Annotated in this window: 18 protein-coding genes; 9 read left to right on the top strand and 9 right to left on the bottom strand. The window is 63.8% G+C overall.

Annotated elements, in window-relative coordinates; genetic code table 11:
- The first annotated feature begins 54 nt into the window (after positions 1-54).
- From ACFQ0E_RS01470 to ACFQ0E_RS01435, 8 genes are all read left to right on the top strand, one after another.
- A complete protein-coding gene (locus tag ACFQ0E_RS01470; RefSeq protein ID WP_386821930.1) occupies positions 55-840 on the top strand; it encodes an ECF-type sigma factor in 786 nt (261 codons plus the stop codon).
- A 163-nt stretch (positions 841-1,003) separates the two neighbouring features.
- A complete protein-coding gene (locus ACFQ0E_RS01465) occupies positions 1,004-3,685 on the top strand; it encodes a protein kinase domain-containing protein (protein ID WP_386821929.1) in 2,682 nt (893 codons plus the stop codon).
- A 110-nt stretch (positions 3,686-3,795) separates the two neighbouring features.
- Positions 3,796-4,596: an NRDE family protein gene (locus tag ACFQ0E_RS01460; RefSeq protein ID WP_386821928.1), complete on the top strand. Its 801-nt coding sequence runs from the start codon at positions 3,796-3,798 to the stop codon at positions 4,594-4,596.
- Between the two features lie 259 nt (positions 4,597-4,855).
- Complete coding sequence (locus ACFQ0E_RS01455; protein WP_386821927.1) at positions 4,856-5,443, top strand: YceI family protein; 588 nt, start codon at positions 4,856-4,858, stop codon at positions 5,441-5,443.
- A gap of 289 nt (positions 5,444-5,732) precedes the next feature.
- A complete protein-coding gene (locus tag ACFQ0E_RS01450; protein WP_137850334.1) occupies positions 5,733-5,942 on the top strand; it encodes a cold-shock protein in 210 nt (69 codons plus the stop codon).
- Positions 5,943-6,081: 139 nt separating this feature from the next.
- A complete protein-coding gene (locus ACFQ0E_RS01445) occupies positions 6,082-7,665 on the top strand; it encodes a sialidase family protein (protein ID WP_386821926.1) in 1,584 nt (527 codons plus the stop codon).
- A gap of 143 nt (positions 7,666-7,808) precedes the next feature.
- Entirely contained in the window at positions 7,809-8,333 is a 525-nt protein-coding gene (locus tag ACFQ0E_RS01440; protein ID WP_386821925.1) for a hypothetical protein, read from the top strand.
- 60 nt (positions 8,334-8,393) lie between these two features.
- Positions 8,394-9,233 carry a DUF4253 domain-containing protein gene (locus ACFQ0E_RS01435; RefSeq protein WP_386821924.1) on the top strand — a complete coding sequence of 280 codons (840 nt, stop codon included), beginning with the start codon at positions 8,394-8,396 and terminating at the stop codon, positions 9,231-9,233.
- A gap of 39 nt (positions 9,234-9,272) precedes the next feature.
- Here the strand turns inward: ACFQ0E_RS01435 and ACFQ0E_RS01430 are convergent, their stop codons facing one another.
- Positions 9,273-9,593 carry a DUF3817 domain-containing protein gene (locus ACFQ0E_RS01430; RefSeq protein ID WP_386821923.1) on the bottom strand — a complete coding sequence of 107 codons (321 nt, stop codon included), beginning with the start codon at positions 9,591-9,593 and terminating at the stop codon, positions 9,273-9,275.
- 236 nt (positions 9,594-9,829) lie between these two features.
- Between ACFQ0E_RS01430 and ACFQ0E_RS01425 the strand changes: the two genes are divergently transcribed.
- Positions 9,830-10,639, top strand: a complete 810-nt coding sequence (locus ACFQ0E_RS01425; protein WP_386821922.1) for a DUF3883 domain-containing protein — start codon at positions 9,830-9,832, stop codon at positions 10,637-10,639.
- Positions 10,640-10,738: 99 nt separating this feature from the next.
- Here ACFQ0E_RS01425 and ACFQ0E_RS01420 read toward each other — a convergent pair whose 3' ends face one another.
- The 8 genes from ACFQ0E_RS01420 to aceE all read right to left on the bottom strand — a co-directional run bounded on the left by ACFQ0E_RS01420 (position 10,739) and on the right by aceE (position 19,696).
- The gene (locus ACFQ0E_RS01420; RefSeq protein WP_386821921.1) at positions 10,739-11,248 is read right to left on the bottom strand and encodes a hypothetical protein; all 510 of its coding nucleotides are present in this window, start codon (positions 11,246-11,248) and stop codon (positions 10,739-10,741) included.
- A 68-nt stretch (positions 11,249-11,316) separates the two neighbouring features.
- Positions 11,317-11,790: a hypothetical protein gene (locus ACFQ0E_RS01415; RefSeq protein WP_386821920.1), complete on the bottom strand. Its 474-nt coding sequence runs from the start codon at positions 11,788-11,790 to the stop codon at positions 11,317-11,319.
- Between the two features lie 246 nt (positions 11,791-12,036).
- Complete coding sequence (locus tag ACFQ0E_RS01410) at positions 12,037-12,639, bottom strand: hypothetical protein (RefSeq protein WP_386821919.1); 603 nt, start codon at positions 12,637-12,639, stop codon at positions 12,037-12,039.
- A gap of 59 nt (positions 12,640-12,698) precedes the next feature.
- Positions 12,699-13,061, bottom strand: a complete 363-nt coding sequence (locus ACFQ0E_RS01405; protein ID WP_386821918.1) for a hypothetical protein — start codon at positions 13,059-13,061, stop codon at positions 12,699-12,701.
- A gap of 128 nt (positions 13,062-13,189) precedes the next feature.
- Positions 13,190-13,759 (bottom strand): hypothetical protein, encoded by a 570-nt coding sequence (locus tag ACFQ0E_RS01400; RefSeq protein ID WP_386821917.1) that lies wholly within the window; start codon positions 13,757-13,759, stop codon positions 13,190-13,192.
- Positions 13,760-13,855: 96 nt separating this feature from the next.
- Complete coding sequence (locus tag ACFQ0E_RS01395) at positions 13,856-14,113, bottom strand: hypothetical protein (protein ID WP_386821916.1); 258 nt, start codon at positions 14,111-14,113, stop codon at positions 13,856-13,858.
- Between the two features lie 301 nt (positions 14,114-14,414).
- Positions 14,415-16,910 carry an HD domain-containing protein gene (locus ACFQ0E_RS01390; RefSeq protein ID WP_386821915.1) on the bottom strand — a complete coding sequence of 832 codons (2,496 nt, stop codon included), beginning with the start codon at positions 16,908-16,910 and terminating at the stop codon, positions 14,415-14,417.
- Between the two features lie 95 nt (positions 16,911-17,005).
- Positions 17,006-19,696, bottom strand: coding sequence for a pyruvate dehydrogenase (acetyl-transferring), homodimeric type (gene aceE, locus ACFQ0E_RS01385; protein WP_386821914.1), 2,691 nt, complete (start codon positions 19,694-19,696; stop codon positions 17,006-17,008).
- Between the last annotated feature and the right edge of the window lie 206 nt (positions 19,697-19,902).

Raw genomic sequence — 19,902 nt, 5'->3', positions numbered from 1 at the left:
TGCGGAATCGATCGTCGGCACGGTCCCATTCGCGCAGGAGGAGGCTTTCCGGACATGAACAACACAGCGCCGAACAGCAGGATTCACCGCCACGATTCGCCGGGGGAGCAGCCGATCGATGACGTGTCGAGAGACGACGTGTCGAGAGACGACGTGTCGAGAGACGACGCGTCCGGAAACGCTGCATCCAGCGACGACGCGCGCAACCTCGTGTCGCCGCTCGATCCGGCGCTGCTCGATTCGCTCGGTCTCGATTCGCCGGAGTCGGTCACGCGCCTGATCGCCGATGCGCGCTCCGGGCAGGGTTCCGCATGGGATCGCGTGTATTCGCTGCTCTACGACGACCTGCACCGCATCGCGCGTTCGCAGATCCGCCAGCGCACCTTCGGCCAGATCTCCGCGACCTCGCTGGTCAGCGAAGGCTGGCTGCGCCTGGTCGGCGCGCAGGTCGATGTCGAAAGCCGCAAGCACTACGTCGCGCTCGTCGCGCGCGCGATGCGCTACGTGCTGATGGACGAAGTGCGCAAGGGCATGGCGGTCAAGCGCGGCCAGGGACAGGCCGACGTGCCGCTGGACGAGGGCATCGATGCCGGCGGCGATTTCGTGCTGGAGGAGATGATCGCCCTCGACGCCGCGCTGACCCGGCTGTCGGCGATCGACCCGCGCCTGGGGCAACTGGTCGAAATGCGCTATTTCGGCGGGCTGGACGAGATGGAGATCGCCGAGGCCCTCGGCATCACCGACCGCACCGTCCGTCGCGACTGGCGCAAGGCCCGCGCCTTCCTGCTGACCCAGCTCGGCGACCTGTCGCCCCGCCTGCTGCGCGACGGGGACGGCTGAGCCCACGGACGGGGCCGTGGCACGCATCCATGTTGCGATGCAGCATGGATTCCGCTGGTCTGGTTAGCACTTTTGCGGCATGGTATGGACACCTCCGTGCGGTCCGGTCCTACCGGTGCCGCGTCCATCGTCCAGCCGCGATCCGTCGCCAAGACCTGCCGCCATGACGCCGCAAGACGCCATCGATCCTACCGCCCGGGCGTTGACGCTGTTCGATCATTACGCCGAGCTGTCGCGTGCGCAGCTGTCGCTGGCGCTGGCCGAACTGCAGGTGCGCGACCCGGATGCATGCGTCGAACTGATGGCGCTGCTGGCCGCCGACGAGCAGACCTATTCCTTCGAGTCTCCGCTGCGCTGGTACGCCGAGCGCGGCCGTGAAGCCGAGACCGGCGCGGGCCGCGCGATCTGGTCCGACGGCACCCGTCTCGGCGCGTGGTGCATCGACGGCATCATCGGCCTCGGCGGCATGGGCGTGATCTACGCCGCGCATCGCGCCGATGGCCTCTACGAGCGCGAGGCCGCGCTCAAGACCATCCGCTCCGAACTCGCCTCGCCCACGCTGATGCAGGCGTTCGGCAAGGAACGCAGCCACCTCGCGAAACTCGAACATCCCGCGATCGTCAGCCTGTTCGACGCCGGCATCAGCGACGACGGCCAGCCGTGGCTGGCGATGCAGCGCGTGAACGGCCTGGCCATCGACCAGTGGTGCGACGTGCACCAGGCCGACCTGCGCACCCGCGTGAAGCTGCTGGTCGAGGCCTGCGATGCGATCAGCTACGCGCACGCCCACGGCATCCTGCACCAGGACATCAAACCCTCGAACCTGCTGGTCACCGACGACGGCCGCGTGAAGCTGCTCGACTTCGGCCTGTCGGCGATGCTGTCGCCGCAGAACGACGCCGGTTTCTCGCGCATCGGCGTCAGCGCCGGCTATGCCGCGCCGGAAGTCTTCCAGGGCGCGGCGCCGAGCGTGGCGATCGATGTCTATGCGCTCGGCGTGGTGCTGTACCGGCTCCTGTGCGACGGCTGGCCGCGCCAGCCCGGCGTGGCCGGTGCGCCACCCGAAGCGATCGATGCGCGCGCGCCCTCTCGGCTCGCGCTGCAGGCGGACCTGCTGTGCGCCCGCACGCGCGGCGTGAGCGGCGCGCAGGCGCTGTCGCGCGCGATGCACGGCGATCTCGACGCCATCGCCCTGCGCTGCGTGCGCCAGGCGCCCTACGAACGCTATGCCTCGGCCGCCGACCTGCGCGCCGACCTGCAGGCCTGGCTCGAACGCCGTCCGGTGGTCGCGCGCAACGGCGGCCTGGTCTATCGCGCATCGCGCTTCGTCCGGCGGAACGGTTTTTCGACGGCCGCCGCCGCGATGCTGCTGGTCGCCTCCGTCGCGGGCGGCACGATCGCGCTGTACCAGCAGCACCGCGTACGCATGGAAGCGCGCAACGCCGACATCCTCAACGGCCTGTTCGAGAAATCGCTCGGCGCAGCCACGCTGTCGTCGCTCGACGGCGCGCCCTTCGATTCCAACGCCCTGCTCGAGAATGCCGAGCGCCAGCTGCGCATCGCCGCCGGCGCCGACAACCCGCGCCTGCTCGCGCGCGGCCTCTCGTCGCTGGCGCGCGCCTATCTGGTGCGCGGCGACGACGCGCGCGTGCGTCGCCTGCTCGCCGAATCCAAGTCCCTCGGTGGCGGCAGCGCGCTGCAGGACGCGCGCGCCGACGCGGTGCAGGCGCATCTCTACAACCTGCGAGGCGATGCGCCGAGTGCCGAGCGCATGGCCCAGTCCGGCCTGGATGCCGCGCGCCTCGCCGAACCCGGTGTCGAAACCGCGCTGCTGCGCCTCGAACTGCGCGGACAGCTCGCGCGTGCGCGCTGGGAGCAGGGCGACAGCGAGGACGCGGTCGCGATCCTCAATCGCGCGGTCTCCGACGCCACCGACCTGGGCGAGGAAGGCTCGCAGGCGCTGGCCGAACTGCTCGCGCTGCGTGGCGAAACCTATTTCCGCCTGCGTCGCGTCGACGCCGCCGAACGCGACCTGCGCCGCGCGCTGTCGCATCTCGACGGCCACGGTCCTGCGATGCGCAACCACGTGCGCCGCCTGCTGTCGGCGACGCTGGTGCGCAACGGCTGCAAGGACGACGCGCACCGCATCGCCGCCGAGTCCCTGGTCAGCAGCTTGCGCGTGTTCGGCCAGACCCATCCGGAAACCGGCCTGGCCTGGGCCACGATCAGCAAGTCCTGGTACCACTGCCGCCAGGATGCGCGGCGCACGCGCATCGCCTACGACCTGGCACGCTCGATCCTCGGCCGGCGCACGCTGGTCGAGCAGGGCGGCCAGGGCCTGGCGGCGCTCGGCGTCGAACAGCCGATGTTCGTGGTGCGTGGCGGTGCCGGCGGTGGCGATGCGCTGCCGCCGCTGATGGCCACGATCCGCGTGGTCGGCCGTCGCGCCGAGGAAGCCTTCCCCTTGCCGTCCACCGCCATCGACGAGGACCTGGCGCGGATGATCCGCCTCGGCGAACGGCAGACGCTCTCGCAGCTTCTGGTGAGCAGCGATGGCCCGGCCGGCCTGCGCGCCCAGGACACCGCTGCGTTGCTGATCGACGGCGCGACCGCCGATGCGCAGCCGCAGGCGATCGATCCCACGCTGCGTGAATGGCTGACGCGCGACGAGACCTCGTTCCTGACCTACTCGACCTACGTCGCACGCGGCAGCGGGCTCGACACCGACCGTGCCACCGGCCGTGCCGCGCGCACCGTCGCGCGTGGCGATGTGCGCAAGGCGAGCGATGCGCCGAAGCCGACTGCGCCGGCCGCATCGAGCGAAGTGACGCCCGAGCGGCGCTGACGCCGGCGCCCGGTGTCGCGGTGCGCAACGCACCGCAGCGTTGCGCCGGCTGCGATCCGGCCCGCGACCGGCTCGCGTAATCTGCAGGGCCCCGATCGCAGCGAACCGCCATGTGCCTGATCGCCCTCGCCTGGCATGCGCACCCGCGCTACCGACTGGTCCTGGCGACCAACCGCGACGAATTCCACGCACGCCCGACGCGTCCGCTCGCCGCCTGGGACGACGCGCCCGATGTCGTCGGCGGTCGCGACGAACTGCACGGCGGCAGCTGGCTCGCGCTGCGCGGTCGCCGGCTGGTCGCCGTCACCAACGTGCGTCGCCCGCCCGAACGCGAGGGCCTGTCGCGCGGCGAACTGGTCGCGCACCTGGTGCGCCACGATGCGCCCGCGGCGCAGGCACTGGCCTTGCTGGCGCCCGTCGCTCCCGGCTACCGTCCCTTCAACCTGCTCATGCACGACGGCGACACGCTCGCGTACGCCAGCAACCTGCCCGATGCGCCGCCGGACGGCGAGGACGGTCGTCGCTTCGTGATGCGCCCGCTCGCGCCCGGCGTGCATGGCATGTCCAATGGCGCCCTCGATGCCCCATGGCCGAAGACCGCCGCCGCGATGTCCCGCCTCGACGCTTGGCTGGCCTCGTCCGCCGCCCAGCCCGACGACGACGGCTGGCCCGATCTGGAGCCGCTGTTCGCCGCGCTCGCCGACCCCACGCAGGCCCCCGACGACGCGCTGCCCGACACCGGCATCGGCCTCGAACGCGAACGCTTCCTCTCCTCCGCCTTCATCCACGGCGACGCCTACGGCACACGCGCCAGCACCCTCGTGCTGATCGCCGACGACCACGCCCGCATCGTCGAACGCCGCTTCGGGCCGGGTGGGCGGTTCGATGGGGAGACGCGGTGGGTGGCGTGAGCGCTCGGCTTTCGCCCCCTTTGCAAAGGGGGCCGACGCGCGCCGCGCGGCGGGGGGATTTGCGAACGCAAGCGGCAGGCCATGAATTTCATCGGTATCGATCGGCCTGCAAATCCCCCGCTGTCGCCGCCCCCTTTTCCAAAGGGGGCTCAGTGCCCGCTCGCAAATTGCATGTGTGTGTCGATCCCGTTCCTCCTGGTTCGTCATCACCCCTGATCGCCCCGCATCGATCGACCCGACCGCATCCAAGGAGTTCCAGATGACCCGCACGCCGTTCCGCCTCGCCCTCGCCGCCGTCGCCGGTCTTGCCGCATGCAGCGCGCAGGCGGCGTCGACCACCTACATCATCGATCCGTCGCACACCTATCCCAGCTTCGAGGCCGACCACATGGGCGGTGTGTCGCTGTGGCGCGGCAAGTTCAACAGCAGCAGCGGCAAGGTCACGCTCGACAAGGCGGCCGGCGCCGGCACCGTCGACATCGTGATCGACACCGCGAGCATCGACTTCGGCCACGATGCGATGAACGAGCACGCGCGCGCGCCCGACTACTTCGACACGGAGAAGCATCCGCAGGCGCGCTATGCCGGCACGCTGGTCGATTTCGTCGACGGCAAGCCGACCCGCGTCGCCGGCACACTGACCCTGCGCGGCGTCACGAAGCCGGTCGACCTGAAGATCAACAGCTTCAAGTGCATTCCCCATCCGATGCACAAGCGCGAGCTCTGCGGCGCCGACGCCCTGGCCACGATCCAGCGCGACGACTACGGGATCAGTGCCGGCAAGGACTGGGGCTTCGACATGGCCGTCACCCTGCGCATCCAGGTCGAGGCCGTGGCCGAGGAGTGACCGCAACCTCCACGACGCCCTCGGTTTCGGCCTGGCCGGGGCAGGGCGGGGCGGGGCCGGTTGACCGTTCGTCGGGGCCTGGCGCCCCGGCATTCCGCCCGGGCATTTGCTTTGTGCGGCGAGAGGCCCTAAAGTGACCCCCGCTGAATGTCAAGGGTCACCATCGAATCGTGGCCTGCCGCTGTAGATCAAGTACACGTACACCTACACCGTTTCCCGTTTCCTTCCTTGCAGCCAGCCACCGCCGCTCACGCGGCATTCCACAACTCCAGCTCAAGGAAATAACACCATGTCCCAGAAACAGACCGGCACCGTGAAGTGGTTCAACGACGCCAAGGGCTTCGGCTTCATCACCCCGGAAAGCGGCCCCGACCTCTTCGTGCACTTCCGCTCGATCCAGGGCTCGGGCTTCAAGTCCCTCCAGGAAGGTCAGCGCGTTTCGTTCGTCGCCACGCAGGGCCAGAAGGGCATGCAGGCTGACCAGGTCGAAGTGATCTAAGCGCGACCGCTGCACGCAACACCAGAAACCCGGCTTCGGCCGGGTTTCTGCTTTTGGGGCACAGGGTGCCGTCCCGCATGAGCCCTGCGCCATAATTCCGGCCATCGACTTTCAGAACCCGAGGGTGCCGATGCGCTGGATGGTCCGTGTACTTGCCCTGTTCCTGATCGCATGCGGGCTTCCCGCCCACGCGGCGTGGCAGCCCGACAACGCCCTGCAGCCGGGGGAAGGCGCCGTGCTGCTGACGGTGTCGGTCGACTACCCGAGCTTCGCGAACGAGAACGCATTGCCCGGCCTCATCCCGCAACTCACCGTCGAACGCCTCGACGATGCCAAGCCGAAGCAGTTCGTGCTCCGCAATCGGCTGCAGGGTCTGCACACGACGCGCGCCTACGCGGGCAGCCTCCCGCCCGGTCGTTACCGGGTCTACGACATCATGGGCTCGAAGTGCAGGCTGATCTGCGCCAAGGGCGGAATCTCGAAGCCCGGGACCGAGCACCTCGCCGAGTTCGTGATCGAAGCGGGGCGGGTGCGCTATCTCGGCAGCGTGCTGGTTTCGGTGCGCCCGCCCGTCAAACCGCGCAAGACCGCGACGGTGTACTGGGGCTACACCCGGCAGCCGGACCCCGTGGCGGGACGTCGCCTGCTCGACGGCCTCTATCCCGAGCTCGCCGCAGCCGCCACCGGCGAGATGCTGGTGGGCTGGGAAACCCCGCCCCATGCCGAGGCCACCGCCGATGCCGCGCTCGACCGCATCCGTCGCGAAACCAGCAGCCTGCTCGACCCCACGCCGTACGGCGACAGCGGCGTGCAGTTCGGCGGGCTCAATGGCGTCGTCAAGCGCGCCAGCGCCCAGTCCATGCGCCTGATCGATACCGGCAGCGTCTTCACGATCAAGTCCGCCCTCCAGGGCCCCGACGGCCGCATGCTGGCGGGCGGCGAAGCGAGCACGCTGCGCTATTCGTCCGACGACGGCAGGACATGGCAGGACGTCGGCGCCGGGCTGCCCTACGGCATCGTGCTGCAAATCCGTTCGATCAGCGGCGACGAAGTGGTGTTCCTGCTCCATCACGGCGCCAATGCGGCGCTGTATCGCGGCCGTTTCGGCGACACGTCGTGGACGCAGGTCGGCGACTGGCCGATGGAATTCAAGTTCTGGACCGGCCTGCCCGGCATGCCGCCCGAGATGCAGCTCCAGGGGCGCAAGGTGGCCGTCACGCTGCCGAGCAAGAGCGGCGTGTTCGTCGACCTGGACTCGGGCGAGAGCCACGCGATCAATCCGCCGGGGTCGCTGGCGATGTTCACCTACACGCCCGATGGCGTGATGCGTTGCATCTGCTTCCGTTCGATCGCCGCGAATCCCTGGGAAAGCCGCGATCTGGGCAAGACCTGGCAGGATTCGCCGTTCGATCGCTGGATGGTGCTGCCGGCGTTCCGCGATGCCACCCATGCGTTCTCGTACAAGGGCGCGATGTTCAACAAGAACAAGATGGCCGTCATGCACACCCGCGATGGCGGCGCGACCTGGACCGAATCCCGGCCGCCGGTGCCGGGCGGCTGGTGGCGTCCGTTCTACGCCGCCGATGGTCGGCGCATGGTGCTCAGCGGCTTCGTCGCCGTTGACGGCGACATCCTCGCGCGCGCCTACTGGAGCGACGACGAAGGCGCGCAGTGGACCGAATGGGTCAACGAAGGCATCTGGCTCCACCCGAAGCAAAGCTGAGCTGCCTGCGCCCCCTCGGAGGGCCCGCAGGACGATGGGCGGGTGACCGCTCATTCGCGATGGCTTCGATTGTCGCGTCGTTCTTGGCATCATCGACCGCGCGGCATCCGCCGCCAGGCCCGCGTGGCCAAGGGGAGCAACTCATGCATCGCCACACCTGTCGCCATGCCGGCGTTGCCGGTACGCCTGCGCCATCCGTCGGCGCGACCGCGAAATGCCTGTTCGCCGTTGCGCTCGCGTTCTCCGCTGTTGCGTGCACCGATTCCACGTCACCAGACACCAGCGCTGCCGCGTCGGGCGCGACCACCGCCGATGCGGCAGCGTCCGCGCCTGCCGAACACCCCGTGCCCTCGGGCGAGCCGCCTGCGGACGTGGTGCGCGACCTGATCTTCGAGGAATACGCCGAGCTGGAGAAGGCCGGGCCGATGCCTGCGACCGTCACCGCCAGCGGACAGCCGCTCAAGCTGCGCGCCAAGCTGTTCGACGCGCGCAAGGAAACCTGCAGCCCGCGTCCGCAGCAGCCTCCGGGTCACTACGAATGCACGCTCACGATCAAGCTCAGCCTCACCGGCGATGGCAGCGATCCCGCGCGCGAGGAGCCGTCCGAGCAGGGCGCGCGACTGGGCGTGAAGTGGGATGCGGTCAGCGGTCGCTGGATACGCGGCTAGCCGCTTGCGGCTGCACGTCCGCATGCCTTCACGCCCACCCTGCACATCACGGAGCCCACCATGACCGTCTACGGCTGCGCCACCCCCGACTGCAAGCGCATGATTTCCAGCTCGATCGTGCCCGGTGGCAGCCCGATCGCCCATGCGAATCCGGAGCAGTGGTCGCTGTTCGGCTTTTCCTGCGGCGCCTGCAATGCGATGCGCTGCGACCGCTGCGCGATCCGCAGCATCGGCGCCTGCGGCTGTGGGCAGTCACTGCGCATCGCGATCCGCCCTCGGCCACCTGAAGACGGCGATGCGTCATCCACCGCAGTGCCTGCGTCCGGTACCGATGACGAACGCGCGCATGCGTTCGCTGCGATGGTCGCCGCTCAGACGGGTGGCGAGCTGGTCGAATACAGCACGGTCGACTTCGGACGCGAACGCAGGGACGGCGCGCGCACCCTGCTGCTGGACCGCGCGGGTCGCCGCGAAGGCGAGCAGGGCATCGCCCTGGTGCGGCTGCTGCGCAGCATGGGTCTGCCGCCGGGCGTGCAGGTGTTCGCGAACACGCTGCGCAACCTCGGCGACGACGCCACCCATGCCGGTCGCGACCATGTCGTCTTCGTCGCTTCACGCGATCCGTTCGAGGTCATCCGCGTCGCCGATGTCGACCCCGTGAACCACGGTCTTGCCGCGGAAGATGTCGTCGCGCAGCTCATGCGCTGGCACGAACGCCACGGCGTCGAGATCGTCGCCGCAGACACTGAGACCGTGGTCTTCCGCTTCCTGCGCATGCCCGAGGACGTGACGGAACTGACGCAGGAGATCGTCGAGTTCTGCCCGGACCTTGAGGAAACCTTCGAGATGGAACCCGACACCCTCGCGAAATCGCCGTGGGTGTGGCTGTGGTGGGATTGACGCGGGCCCTGCGCCGCTCGCGGCATGCAGGGCCTCGCCTTACGACGCGCGCTCGCCCAGCAGGCCGATGCGCCGGAACCACATCTCCACCGGCACGGTGACCAGCGGCGGCACGGCCGCGAGCAGCGCCACCACCAACGCCCACAGCGGCCAGCGCAGCCGCACGCCCGCCGCGACCGCCACCACGGCGTAGAACAGGAACGCGGCCCCGTGCAGCCGCCCGAACAACCACACGCCCAGGTCGGTGACTTCCAGCCCGTACTTCAGCCACATGCCGACCAGCAGCCCGGCCCAGGTGAAGCCTTCGATGAACGCAGCCGCCGCGAACCAGCGGCCCGCGGCTGACAGTGGTTTGGACATGTCGTGACTCCGGCCTGCCGCCTGCGGGCAGGGCATGCAGGGTTTGCGGTGATGGGGGCGATGCGGCGCGGGATTATGACTGATGTGCGGGGGCGATTCGGCATCACATTTCTCCCGACATTCGCCGACCGATGTCGTTGGATGCCGTTTGCCGGATCTTTGCTAACCTGGCGAAAAGTCGGGGGTGAGGGATGACGGCGGGCACTGACTGGTCTCGGGAGGAAGTCGAGGCATGCGTGGCGGACTATCTGCAGATGCTCACGCTGGAGTTGAACGGCCAGCGTTACGTGAAGCGGGCGCGTGCCAAGGCGTTGATGGATCGGCTGGAGGACCGCAGTCTCGGGTCGGTGGAGTTCAAGCGTTGCAACATCAGCGCCGTGCTGATCGAACTGGGTTATCCCTACATCAACGGCTACAAGCGGCGCGACAATTTCCAGAAACGCCTGCTGACCGAGGTCGTGGCGCGCATGGCGTCGGCCGACCAGGCCTTGCAGGACGCGGTGCTCGCGGCGGTGTCCCGCCCGGCGACGCCGGCCGTGGCGTACGGGGATCCCTGGGTCGCACGTCCAAAGCCGGACAAACGCGTCGCCGATGCGCCCGAGACATACGCGCCGACCTTCTCTGCGTCGCATCGGGATTACCTCGCGCAGGAGGCGCGCAATCGCTCGCTCGGCCGCGCCGGGGAGTTATTCGTCATGGATCTCGAAGCGCGTCGCCTGCATGCCGCAGGCAAGAAGCGGCTCGCCGACAAGGTCGAGCATGTCGCCGCCACGGAGGGCGACGGCCTCGGCTACGACGTGCATTCCTACGAAGACAGCGGCCAGGACCGCCTCATCGAAGTGAAGACCACCTCATTCGGCGAAGACACGCCGTTCTACGTCAGCCGCAATGAGTTGGCCCGCTCGCAGCGCGATGCGGAGGTCTACCACCTGTATCGCGTCTTCGACTTCCGCCAGAAACCGCGCGTGTTCTCGATCGATGGTCGCATCGATCAGTGGTGCCGATTGGATGCGGTGAACTTTCTCGCGCGTCTGTCGGAGGGATGATCGTATCCGGCTGCTTGTCCAGTCATTCAGAAACAAGACCATCGATCATCCCGTCACGTCGCCACCCTGCGAGTCCGCCTTGCGCTTTTTGTCGGACTTTCAATGCGGGTGCGCGCGAAACACCCCGTCGTCGTCGGGCAGGATGAAGGTGATGGCCGAGTCCGGCGAGTAGTCCCGCGCAGGGAATGGGCCGTAGATCATCATTGCGTCGGCATGCAGGCCCGAGAACTCCGTGCGGACTTCGGAGGCGGCGCAGAAGCCGAATGCGTCGATGTCGATGCCATTGTCTGCAACTCGGCCGACAACACATTCTCCGGTGCGACCGATGATCGCGTCGATGTCGTCGAGCGGCAGGTCCTCGGCGCGACAGGTCTTGATGCGATCATCGAAATAGAAGCTGACGACACTACCAGGCTTGAAACGGGTGCTGATGGCATCGAGGGCCGCCTCGCAGTCGCACACGTACCAGGACACCGCGCCTGCGCCACGGGCGATTCTTTCGAGAATGATGGCGGCTTTGCTTCTCAGCAATCGAGTTACACCATAGGCATCGAGCAGCTGATGAGTGATGGATGTCCTGATCGTCATGTCGTCTTCGTCCAAGGGCATGGGCGGATGTGAGGTGGGGCGTGCCGAGGAAGAAGGCTTTGGGTGTCCCGGCTTTCGTGCGACAAGGCCTAGTTGTCCGTCCACACGCTCTTGCGGTGCCTCTTGCCTTTCGTGGGGTCGATCTGCCGGGGGCATGCGATCTGCTTGTCCGGCGGTGGTGTTTCCATGATGTCGACGAAGAAGATGCGATGGAATGCGTCGTCGTCTACCTTCTTGACGAGTGTCACCACCTGGGCATGTGTCCTGCCGCCAGCGTCCACGTTGAAGGGGCGGGGTTCGACGTCCGTGTAGCGATCACTGAGCTTGAGTGCGATGGTATGCGCGCCCGGTGCCAGCTCGACGGTCATGCAGGCACCGTTCGGAAGGGCGGGATACTCTTCGCCGTCGATCACGACTCCCGGCTTGATGCCGCCGTTGATGAAGTACTTTGGTCGGCTGATGTGCAGGGTGCCGGTCTGGCTGTTCTCTTCGCCACTCGCATCCGCAGCGGGAACAGTCAGGGGCAGCAGCAGGAGGGCGATGGTGAGCAGGCGATATGTCATGTCATTGCGAGGTCACGGCGATGGTCGGCATCATCTGACAGCGAGCGCGGCCGTTCAATCAGGCTTGCCGCCGTTCGTCAGCGAGTAGGGTGGTGGTGAGCGCAGCGAACCCCACCATTGGCCGCGAGCGGTGATGTCGAATCGTCGTGGCATGCGCATTGAAGCTCACGTCGGCGGATGTCTCGTCGCTTCGTTCTGGTGGGGTTCGCTGCGCTCACCGCCACCCTACGAGTCCATCTTGCTCGTTTACGAGCCGCCCGGCACGTATGTGCCCGGGATTTCGGGCAAGCGTATGTCGGCGTATCCGAATGGTTCGATTTCAACCCGACCGTTCTCCATGGGTCGGCCGAGTTGGCCGATCAGCATGCCGTCCTTGAAGAAGATCTTGTATGCACTTCGCAGGTACTTCGCGGAGCCGATCCAGATGATGGTTTCAAACCTGCCGCCGCAGTCATCGTGACGCAAATGCGGGGAATCGATATCGATGTGCTGATACCCGCCGCAGTGCAGGCAACGGCCTCGGTCGTTGCGATGCCGTACCGCGTCATACAGCTGCCTGGCTCGGCCGAGCAGTGGGTTGGGGCCTTCTTCGTGCAAGCCGTCGTACGGAAATTCAACCCGCATGCCGATGCGCATCGCTGTGAAAGCGTCTTCCCATTCGGCAGGTGAGCGGATGTCCTCCGCCATGGTGGGAACATTGCATGCGCCGCACCACACGGTCTTTGTCGGCATCCACAATAGCTTGTCCTCATCCGCCGAATGCGTGGTTGTGTCGTAGTCGATGGCATAGAGTGCAAGACAGCCCGAAACTGGTATTTGCGTCGAGCACTTGATGCATTTGATGGGCATGGGAATCTATGTCGATGTACTTGCCGGCGCGCTGTCGTTTGTCTTTGGCTGAGTTTTTCTTACGGCAACGGCAGGTGATCGTTGCTGCAAACCCCGCATTTGCGGAAGTAGAAGCAGCCATGCACCTGGCAGAATGTGGAAGTGTCAGGATCAACGGAGTCCTGGGTGATGACTGCGCTTGCCGCGATAAATCCAGCGGGCAGGTGCACGGCTAGTCGCGCGGTTTCCGAGTACCAGACGAACTCCCATACGATGGTCATTTTCTGTTCCGCAGCGGCCTGCTTCGCGATCTGGTACGCCTGTGGGACGGACAGCGTGCTCACGCTTGCGAGGTGTTCCGCAGCGCGCAGGAGCTTCGATGGGTCGACATGGGCCCATATCGCGAACATCGCAGGGTCGTGAAGGATGTTGTGGTCGTTCATTTGCATGTCGCAGCATGGGTTCGGGGCGGTGGTGCAGCTTGCGGTCCTCTGACTCCGTTTGCGGCGGGTGCGAGACCCGCCCTACAACAGCAGGCATCGTAGGGCGGGTCTTGCACCCGCCTTACGGGTTACGAGTCAGCCCGCGCAAGCTCGAAAAGGAAGCGTTGTGCGCAATAACGAATGATCGCCTCGGCGTCGGCGTAGTGCATGTAACTCGCATCGGACTCGGACCCGAAATAATCCCACAAGCCATAGCCAGAATGCTCGCCATCGATGAAGAAGCCCGGCTGGTCGCTTTCACGCAAGCCGCATGGATCAACTTCTGGGTCTAGGCTGAGTGTGAAGCTCCATTCCGCATGTCGTGCGCGGAAATAGAATGGGTACCCACGAAGCATACCATCGCCTTCCACGGGGCTGTTTCCATGCACGTGGGCTTCCAGGCCGATGGTTTCATCCTTGAAACGGTGTTCGGCCAGATAGCCATCTTGAGATTGCACAACATTATAAGCAGCGCGTTTGGCGACAGACATTTCCCACCGCGGCGGGTGGGCATTCAATGTGTCTTGGGCGACACATCTCGTGGCATGCGCAGTTGTGTGGGTGTGGTCGACTGGCGTCACCGTGACTTCGCCTGATTCATGCAATTCATTCCGGAATGCGGAAAGACGCTGAATGATTCTGCTGAGGAAAGATTTCATTTTCTGGCTGGCTCAGTGAGATAGGGCGACGCTCAATTGCAGCCTGCGAGTTGGGATTCGGAAATGAACCTGGCCCCTTTCCGTTCGCGTATTCTTTCATCTGTCTATTCGATAGGAGGCAGACGCGCCTTGTGAGTCGCCATCGTAAAGCGTGACTTCACGAGCGATGATGCGTGCAGCTTCGCGATTGTCAATTTCCAGAACGATCCGCAGAGCCTGGCACAGGAAGAGCACGCCGCGAGGAGGCGTTCCCGCGAGCGTGCGCAACGCGTTGCCAAGAGGGACGCCGCGATCCAGCTGCAGTCGTAGCTCATCGGCAATGGATTCTGGCAAATTGGGATTCAGCAGTGTCATTTGAACTCGGTGGCGGGGAGTTTCGTCGGATAGGGCACGGATCGCTCCGGGGCTACCTGCTTCATGCTTTTCTAAACGTCCCGGGCGCGGCTTTTGGCCTTGCTCGGGCGCCTTGGTTCACGTGACATCTCGCAAGACTCGCAGACTTTGGCTCCGTTCGCGGCGGGTGCGAGACCCGCCCTACAACAGCAGGCACCGTAGGGCGGGTCTTGCGCCCGCCTTACGGGGTACGTCAGTCATCGCTCGTAGGGCGGGCTCAAGCACGCCATACGAGTTCAAGGCCGCCTTGCGGATTTGCCTGTTAATTTTGACGATAATATTTCGTTACCGTACGAAGTATTTCCGCACTTCTAACGGATCCAACGCATTCTTCCGATTCGGAAGTTTCAAATGCTCCCCATGCCTCGGCAATTATATTTTCTAGAATTGATTTGTACTTGATTGGAGCGATTCCTAGGAGCCAAGGGAATGAGTCTTTGAATTGATAAGGGGATGGGACGCAAATTATTTCATCTTCATACTCAAATTCATCGAAATAAAAGCTGCCTATCTCGTCATATTCCTCATGCTCGACTTGACCTTCATGCGTCGTAATGACGTCAGCTGTTTCTATCCAATCTTTAAGTTCACTTATAGTGAATCGCTTTCCTTCTTTCAGCCATATGGATAGGTCAAGGTTTGGCTGTAGTGGGTGTAGTCTTTCAAGGTCATCAAGAGAGTTTTTTCCATTATTTATAACATCTAGGGCCCATTGCTGCCAGCTCTCTATTGATCCTCCCACGGACGATTCGGAACGCTTTGCATCATGGTTGTTCGAGCCTGCCACCACGACTCCTGTCAGTCCTTTTGCTGTCCCGCACCTGAGTCCATTGATCGTAATGGCAGCCGCCTCGGAGGAGAAAGAGCTTTGATTAAGTCCGAGTCGACCTATTAATTTTCCGTTTTCATATAAATCATGTAGTTTTCGTCGGTCGCTTCGTGCGCGTCTCGTGAGATCCTCTTCGGGTATTGATTTCCAATCGTCAGGGGAAATTACTAAATACCTTTCTTTTGATATCCGAGAGTAAATTTTTATGTCGCTTGCTGGGGCGATGTTGCAGATCAGTTCGGATGCTAATTCTTTGGTTACTTCGATCAACTCTGATTTTTTTTGGCTATAAGGCGGCCCGGGCAAAATCCGAGCCATTTTTTCATTGCTAACTTTGAGGGAGACGATTGTCCCCTGTCTTTTTAGTTTTGAGTTTGCGTCTGGTTGCATTATTAGCGGACGCCCAGATAGGCCGTCATCAAAGATCAGATGCCATTGATCTGAGTCGTCCCCGGGCTTCCTCTCGTATCTGCGCGTGACTACTTCTACGTGATTTGCCAGCATAAATACAGAATAGAAGCCTATTCCAAAATTACCTACTGACTCAAATCCTTCGCTAGCAAGCCCAGGGATTTCCTCTCTTAAGAAATCTGATTTCCATAGGGAGTTGCCGAAGTCAAGCAGCGTGTTAGTGAGCACGTGCCTGCTCATTCCAATTCCCGTATCCGATACGCGAATCCAAGTGTGATTTTCTTCTTCTGCGGGATCAAATCCCACTTCCACCTCTCCTTCGTCAGCTCCAATTCCATCTATTGCGCGCAGTGCTCTTACCGCATCCATCGCGTTCTGGATCAGTTCACGGATGGGTACTTTAGGGCTGTCGCCGTAAAGTGCATTTCCTCCAAGCGCCTTGATCAATTTTGGTATGTCGCCAACAGTTGGGCCTATATTTAATGGCGCCCAGTTTTTGGTTGCAACTTGTCGGGAGAAGGCTTCAGGTGAGTTGCTCCCTAAAACGCCGATTGCAGCAAACACTTTTCTGCCGCTGTCTCTTAGTGCTGCGTATGCGTCCCGAAGCTCTCTGTCAATCATTTGTGCGGTGTCATATGCAAGCCACCATGCTGTTCTTTCGCTGCTTGTAAAGGGCGAGCCGGAGGAGATTATCAAATAGCCATCAGAGTTTCTTATAGGCTGCCCTAATTTAGATTGAAATTTCCAGTGGTCTCGTGATATTCCGGATGGCTGTTTGAGTGCGAATAAGAACCAAGGGGCGCGCAGTGCATCAATATGGGCGGCATCGGATGTTCTTAATAGTAATGCTATTTTTAATAGGTCGATCTGCCAGTCTGTTGCTTGAAGAAATGCTGGTGGAGGCAGTATTCGATCTGAAAATCTATTGCTGACGATGTGTGTGGGCCAGTGATGGCTGGCTGCAATTTCTCCAATGATTGAACCATAGTATGAACGTAACTCTGAGTCTTCAATTAAATAAGCTTGATCCCCTTCGCTGTCGGTCCACGAGGCTTTTGGGAGATCTTGTGCTTGGTCGGCATGGAGATGGCGTAAAATGTGAAATAGGGCAATTTTTTCTTCTTCAGATCCCTGCTCTGGTTCTTTGCTCTGAAATTTCTGAGCAATTAAGTCCTTCCATGTTGTTGTTTGTTTTATGCCTGTCAATCCTGCCGGGAATGCTGCTACTGAATGTGCTGCGTCATGAAGCAGGAATGAGCCTCCAAGGACATAGGCTTCTGCGGGGTTTATGGGGTAATCGCCGCCGGCAATTTCACGTGCAACGCGCCACAGGGCATCAACGTGTGTAATGTCATGTACCGTAAGGCCTGGTAACGTCGTTGATATTTCTTGAATCATTTTAGAGACACGGTTGCGAAAGGAGAGAAAGCTTGTCTTTAAGCGTTCTCGAGCGACTCTGTTTGAGTCGCCGCTGGCTCCGAGTGTCGCTTGCCATAACTGTTGATCTTCAATCCCCATGATTTCTCCTGGTTGCCCGAATCAGTTGAAAAAATTCAAAAGAGACTCTACTGAATATGCAAAAAAGGCGGCCAATGGCCGCCTTTTTGTTGAACTCAAACCCCCACCGGATTCCCCCGGTCCACATCGATCTTGTACAACTTGATCGCGCGGGCCGCATCTTTCGCCGTCATCTTGCCTTCCTTGGCGAGCGCGTCGATCGCGGCGTGCGCGATGTAGTAGCGGTCGACTTCGAAGTGGCGACGCAGGTTGGCGCGGGTATCCGAGCGGCCGAAGCCGTCGGTGCCGAGGACGGTGTAGCGCATCGGGACGAAGGCGCGGATCTGGTCGGCGAAACCACGGACGTAGTCGGTGGCGGCAATCGCGGGCCCCTGGCGGCCTTCGAGCAGTTCGGTGACGTAGGCCTTGCGCGGGGTCTTCGCTTCGGGGTTGAGGCGATTCCAGCGTTCGACGTCGTAGCCGTCGCGGCGCAGCTCGGTGAAGCTGGGGCAGGACCAGATGTCGCTGGTGACGCCGAAGTCCTTGTCGAGCAGTTCGGCGGCGGCGATGGCTTCGCGGAGGATGGTGCCGCTGCCGAGCAGCTGCACGCGCAGTTCGCCCTTCTTGGGCTTGCCGGCGTCCTTGAGCAGGTACATGCCCTTGATGATGCCGTCGGGCGCGCCTTCGGGCATGTCCGGGTGGCTGTAGTTCTCGTTCATCAGGGTGATGTAGTAGTACTCGTCCTGCTGCTCGGCGAGCATGCGCTGCATGCCGTACTGCAGGATGACCGCGACTTCGAAGCCGAAGGTGGGGTCGTAGGCGCGGCAGTTCGGGATGGCGCCGGCGAGCAGGTGCGAGTGGCCGTCTTCGTGCTGCAGGCCCTCACCATTCAGCGTGGTGCGGCCGGCGGTGGCGCCGAGCAGGAAGCCGCGCGCGCGCATGTCGGCGGCCTGCCAGGCGCTGTCGCCGATGCGCTGGAAGCCGAACATCGAGTAGTAGATGTAGAACGGCAGCATCTGCACGTCGTTGGTGCTGTAGCTGGTGGCGGCGGCCATCCACGAGGCGAAGGCGCCGGCCTCGGTGATGCCTTCCTCCAGCACCTGGCCGGCGGCGTCTTCGCGGTAGTACATGAGCTGGTCGCGGTCGACCGGCTTGTACTTCTGGCCGTGCGGGGCGTAGATGCCGATCTGGCGGAACAGGCCTTCCATGCCGAAGGTGCGGGCTTCGTCGGCGACGATGGGCACGCAGCGCGGGCCGACCTGCTTGTCGCGCAGGATCACGTTCAGCGCCTGCACGAAGGCCATGGTGGTGCTGATCTCGCGATCGCCGCTGCTCTTGAGCAGGCGGTCGAAGACGTCGAGCTTGGGCGCTTCGAGGTTCTGGCTGGCCTTGCGGCGGCGCTGCGGCAGGAAGCCGCCGAGCGCGCGGCGGCGTTCGACCATGTATTCCACTTCCGGCGACTTTTCGCCGGGGTGGTAGAACGGCACGGCGCCGTCCTTGAGCTGCTCGTCGCTGACCGGGATCTTGAAGCGGTCGCGGAAGGCGCGCACGGCTTCGTCGTCGAGCTTCTTGGTCTGGTGCGTGGGGTTGAGCGATTCGCCCGAGGCGCCCATGCCGTAGCCCTTCACCGTCTTGGCGAGGATGACGGTGGGCATGCCCTTGGTCTGGCGGGCGTTGTCGTAGGCGGCGTAGACCTTGTGCGGGTCGTGGCCGCCACGGTTGAGGCGCCAGATGTCGTCGTCGCTGAGGTTGGCGACCAGCGCGGCGGTTTCCGGATACTTGCCGAAGAAATGCTCGCGGGTGTACGCGCCGCCGAAGGCCTTGCAGTTCTGGTATTCGCCGTCGACGGTTTCCATCATCAGGCGCTTGAGCTGGCCGGTGGTGTCCTTGGCCAGCAGCGGATCCCAGTAGCTGCCCCAGACGGTCTTGACCACGTTCCAGCCGGCGCCGCGGAAGCTGCCTTCCAGTTCCTGGATGATCTTGCCGTTGCCGCGCACCGGGCCGTCGAGGCGCTGCAGGTTGCAGTTGATGACGAAGACCAGGTTGTCGAGGCCTTCGCGGCCGGCGACCGAGATGGCGCCGAGGCTTTCGGGTTCGTCGCACTCGCCGTCGCCCATGAAGCACCACACCTTGCGGTCGGACTTCGGGATGAGGCCGCGGGCTTCGAGGTACTTCCAGTTGCGCGCCTGGTAGATGGCGCTGATCGGGCCCAGGCCCATCGACACCGTGGGCAGCTGCCAGAAATCGGGCATCAGCCAGGGGTGCGGGTAGGAGCTGACGCCCTTGCCGTCGACTTCCATGCGGAAGTGGTCGAGCTGCGATTCGGTGAGGCGGCCTTCGAGGAAGGCGCGGGCGTAGATGCCCGGGGAGCTGTGGCCCTGCACGGCGATGAGGTCGCCGGGGTGGTCGCCGTCGGGGCCGCGCCAGAAGTGGTTGAAACCGACGTCGTAGAGCGTGGCCGATGAGGCGAACGAGGCGATGTGGCCGCCGAGGTCGCCGGGCTTGCGGTTGGCGCGGACCACCATGGCCATGGCGTTCCAGCGGATGATCGAGCGGATCCGCCATTCCATGTGCTGGTCGCCCGACATGCGGGGTTCCAGGTGCGCCGGGATGGTGTTGATGTATTCGGTGGTGGGAGCGAAGGGCAGGTGGGCGCCGGCGCGGCGGGTCAGTTCGACCATGCCGGTCAGGAGCTGGTGCGCGCGTTCGGGGCCGTCGGCGTCGATCACCGCCTTGAGCGACTCGACCCATTCGCGGGTCTCGGTGGGGTCGGGGTCGTTCTGCAGCAGTTCGTTCAACCAGCTCATGCCGTGGGCTCCGCTGCGGCCACCTGGCCGCGATTGTGTGGGGGTATACGAAATCTGGAGCAGAGATTCTAACAGGCGATCCCGGGCGCCCTGATGGCGTGAGGGCATGTGCGGCATGCCTGTCGGGGCGAAAACGATTCCATACGGCGGGGGATGTCGCGGGACATCCGGAATGACACGCGGGAGGCGGGCCGGCGGGCGCTGTT

The organism is Lysobacter brunescens, from assembly GCF_042677005.1.
GTDB classification, from domain to species: domain Bacteria; phylum Pseudomonadota; class Gammaproteobacteria; order Xanthomonadales; family Xanthomonadaceae; genus Lysobacter_I; species Lysobacter_I brunescens.
This window is presented reverse-complemented; position numbering and strand designations above follow the sequence as displayed.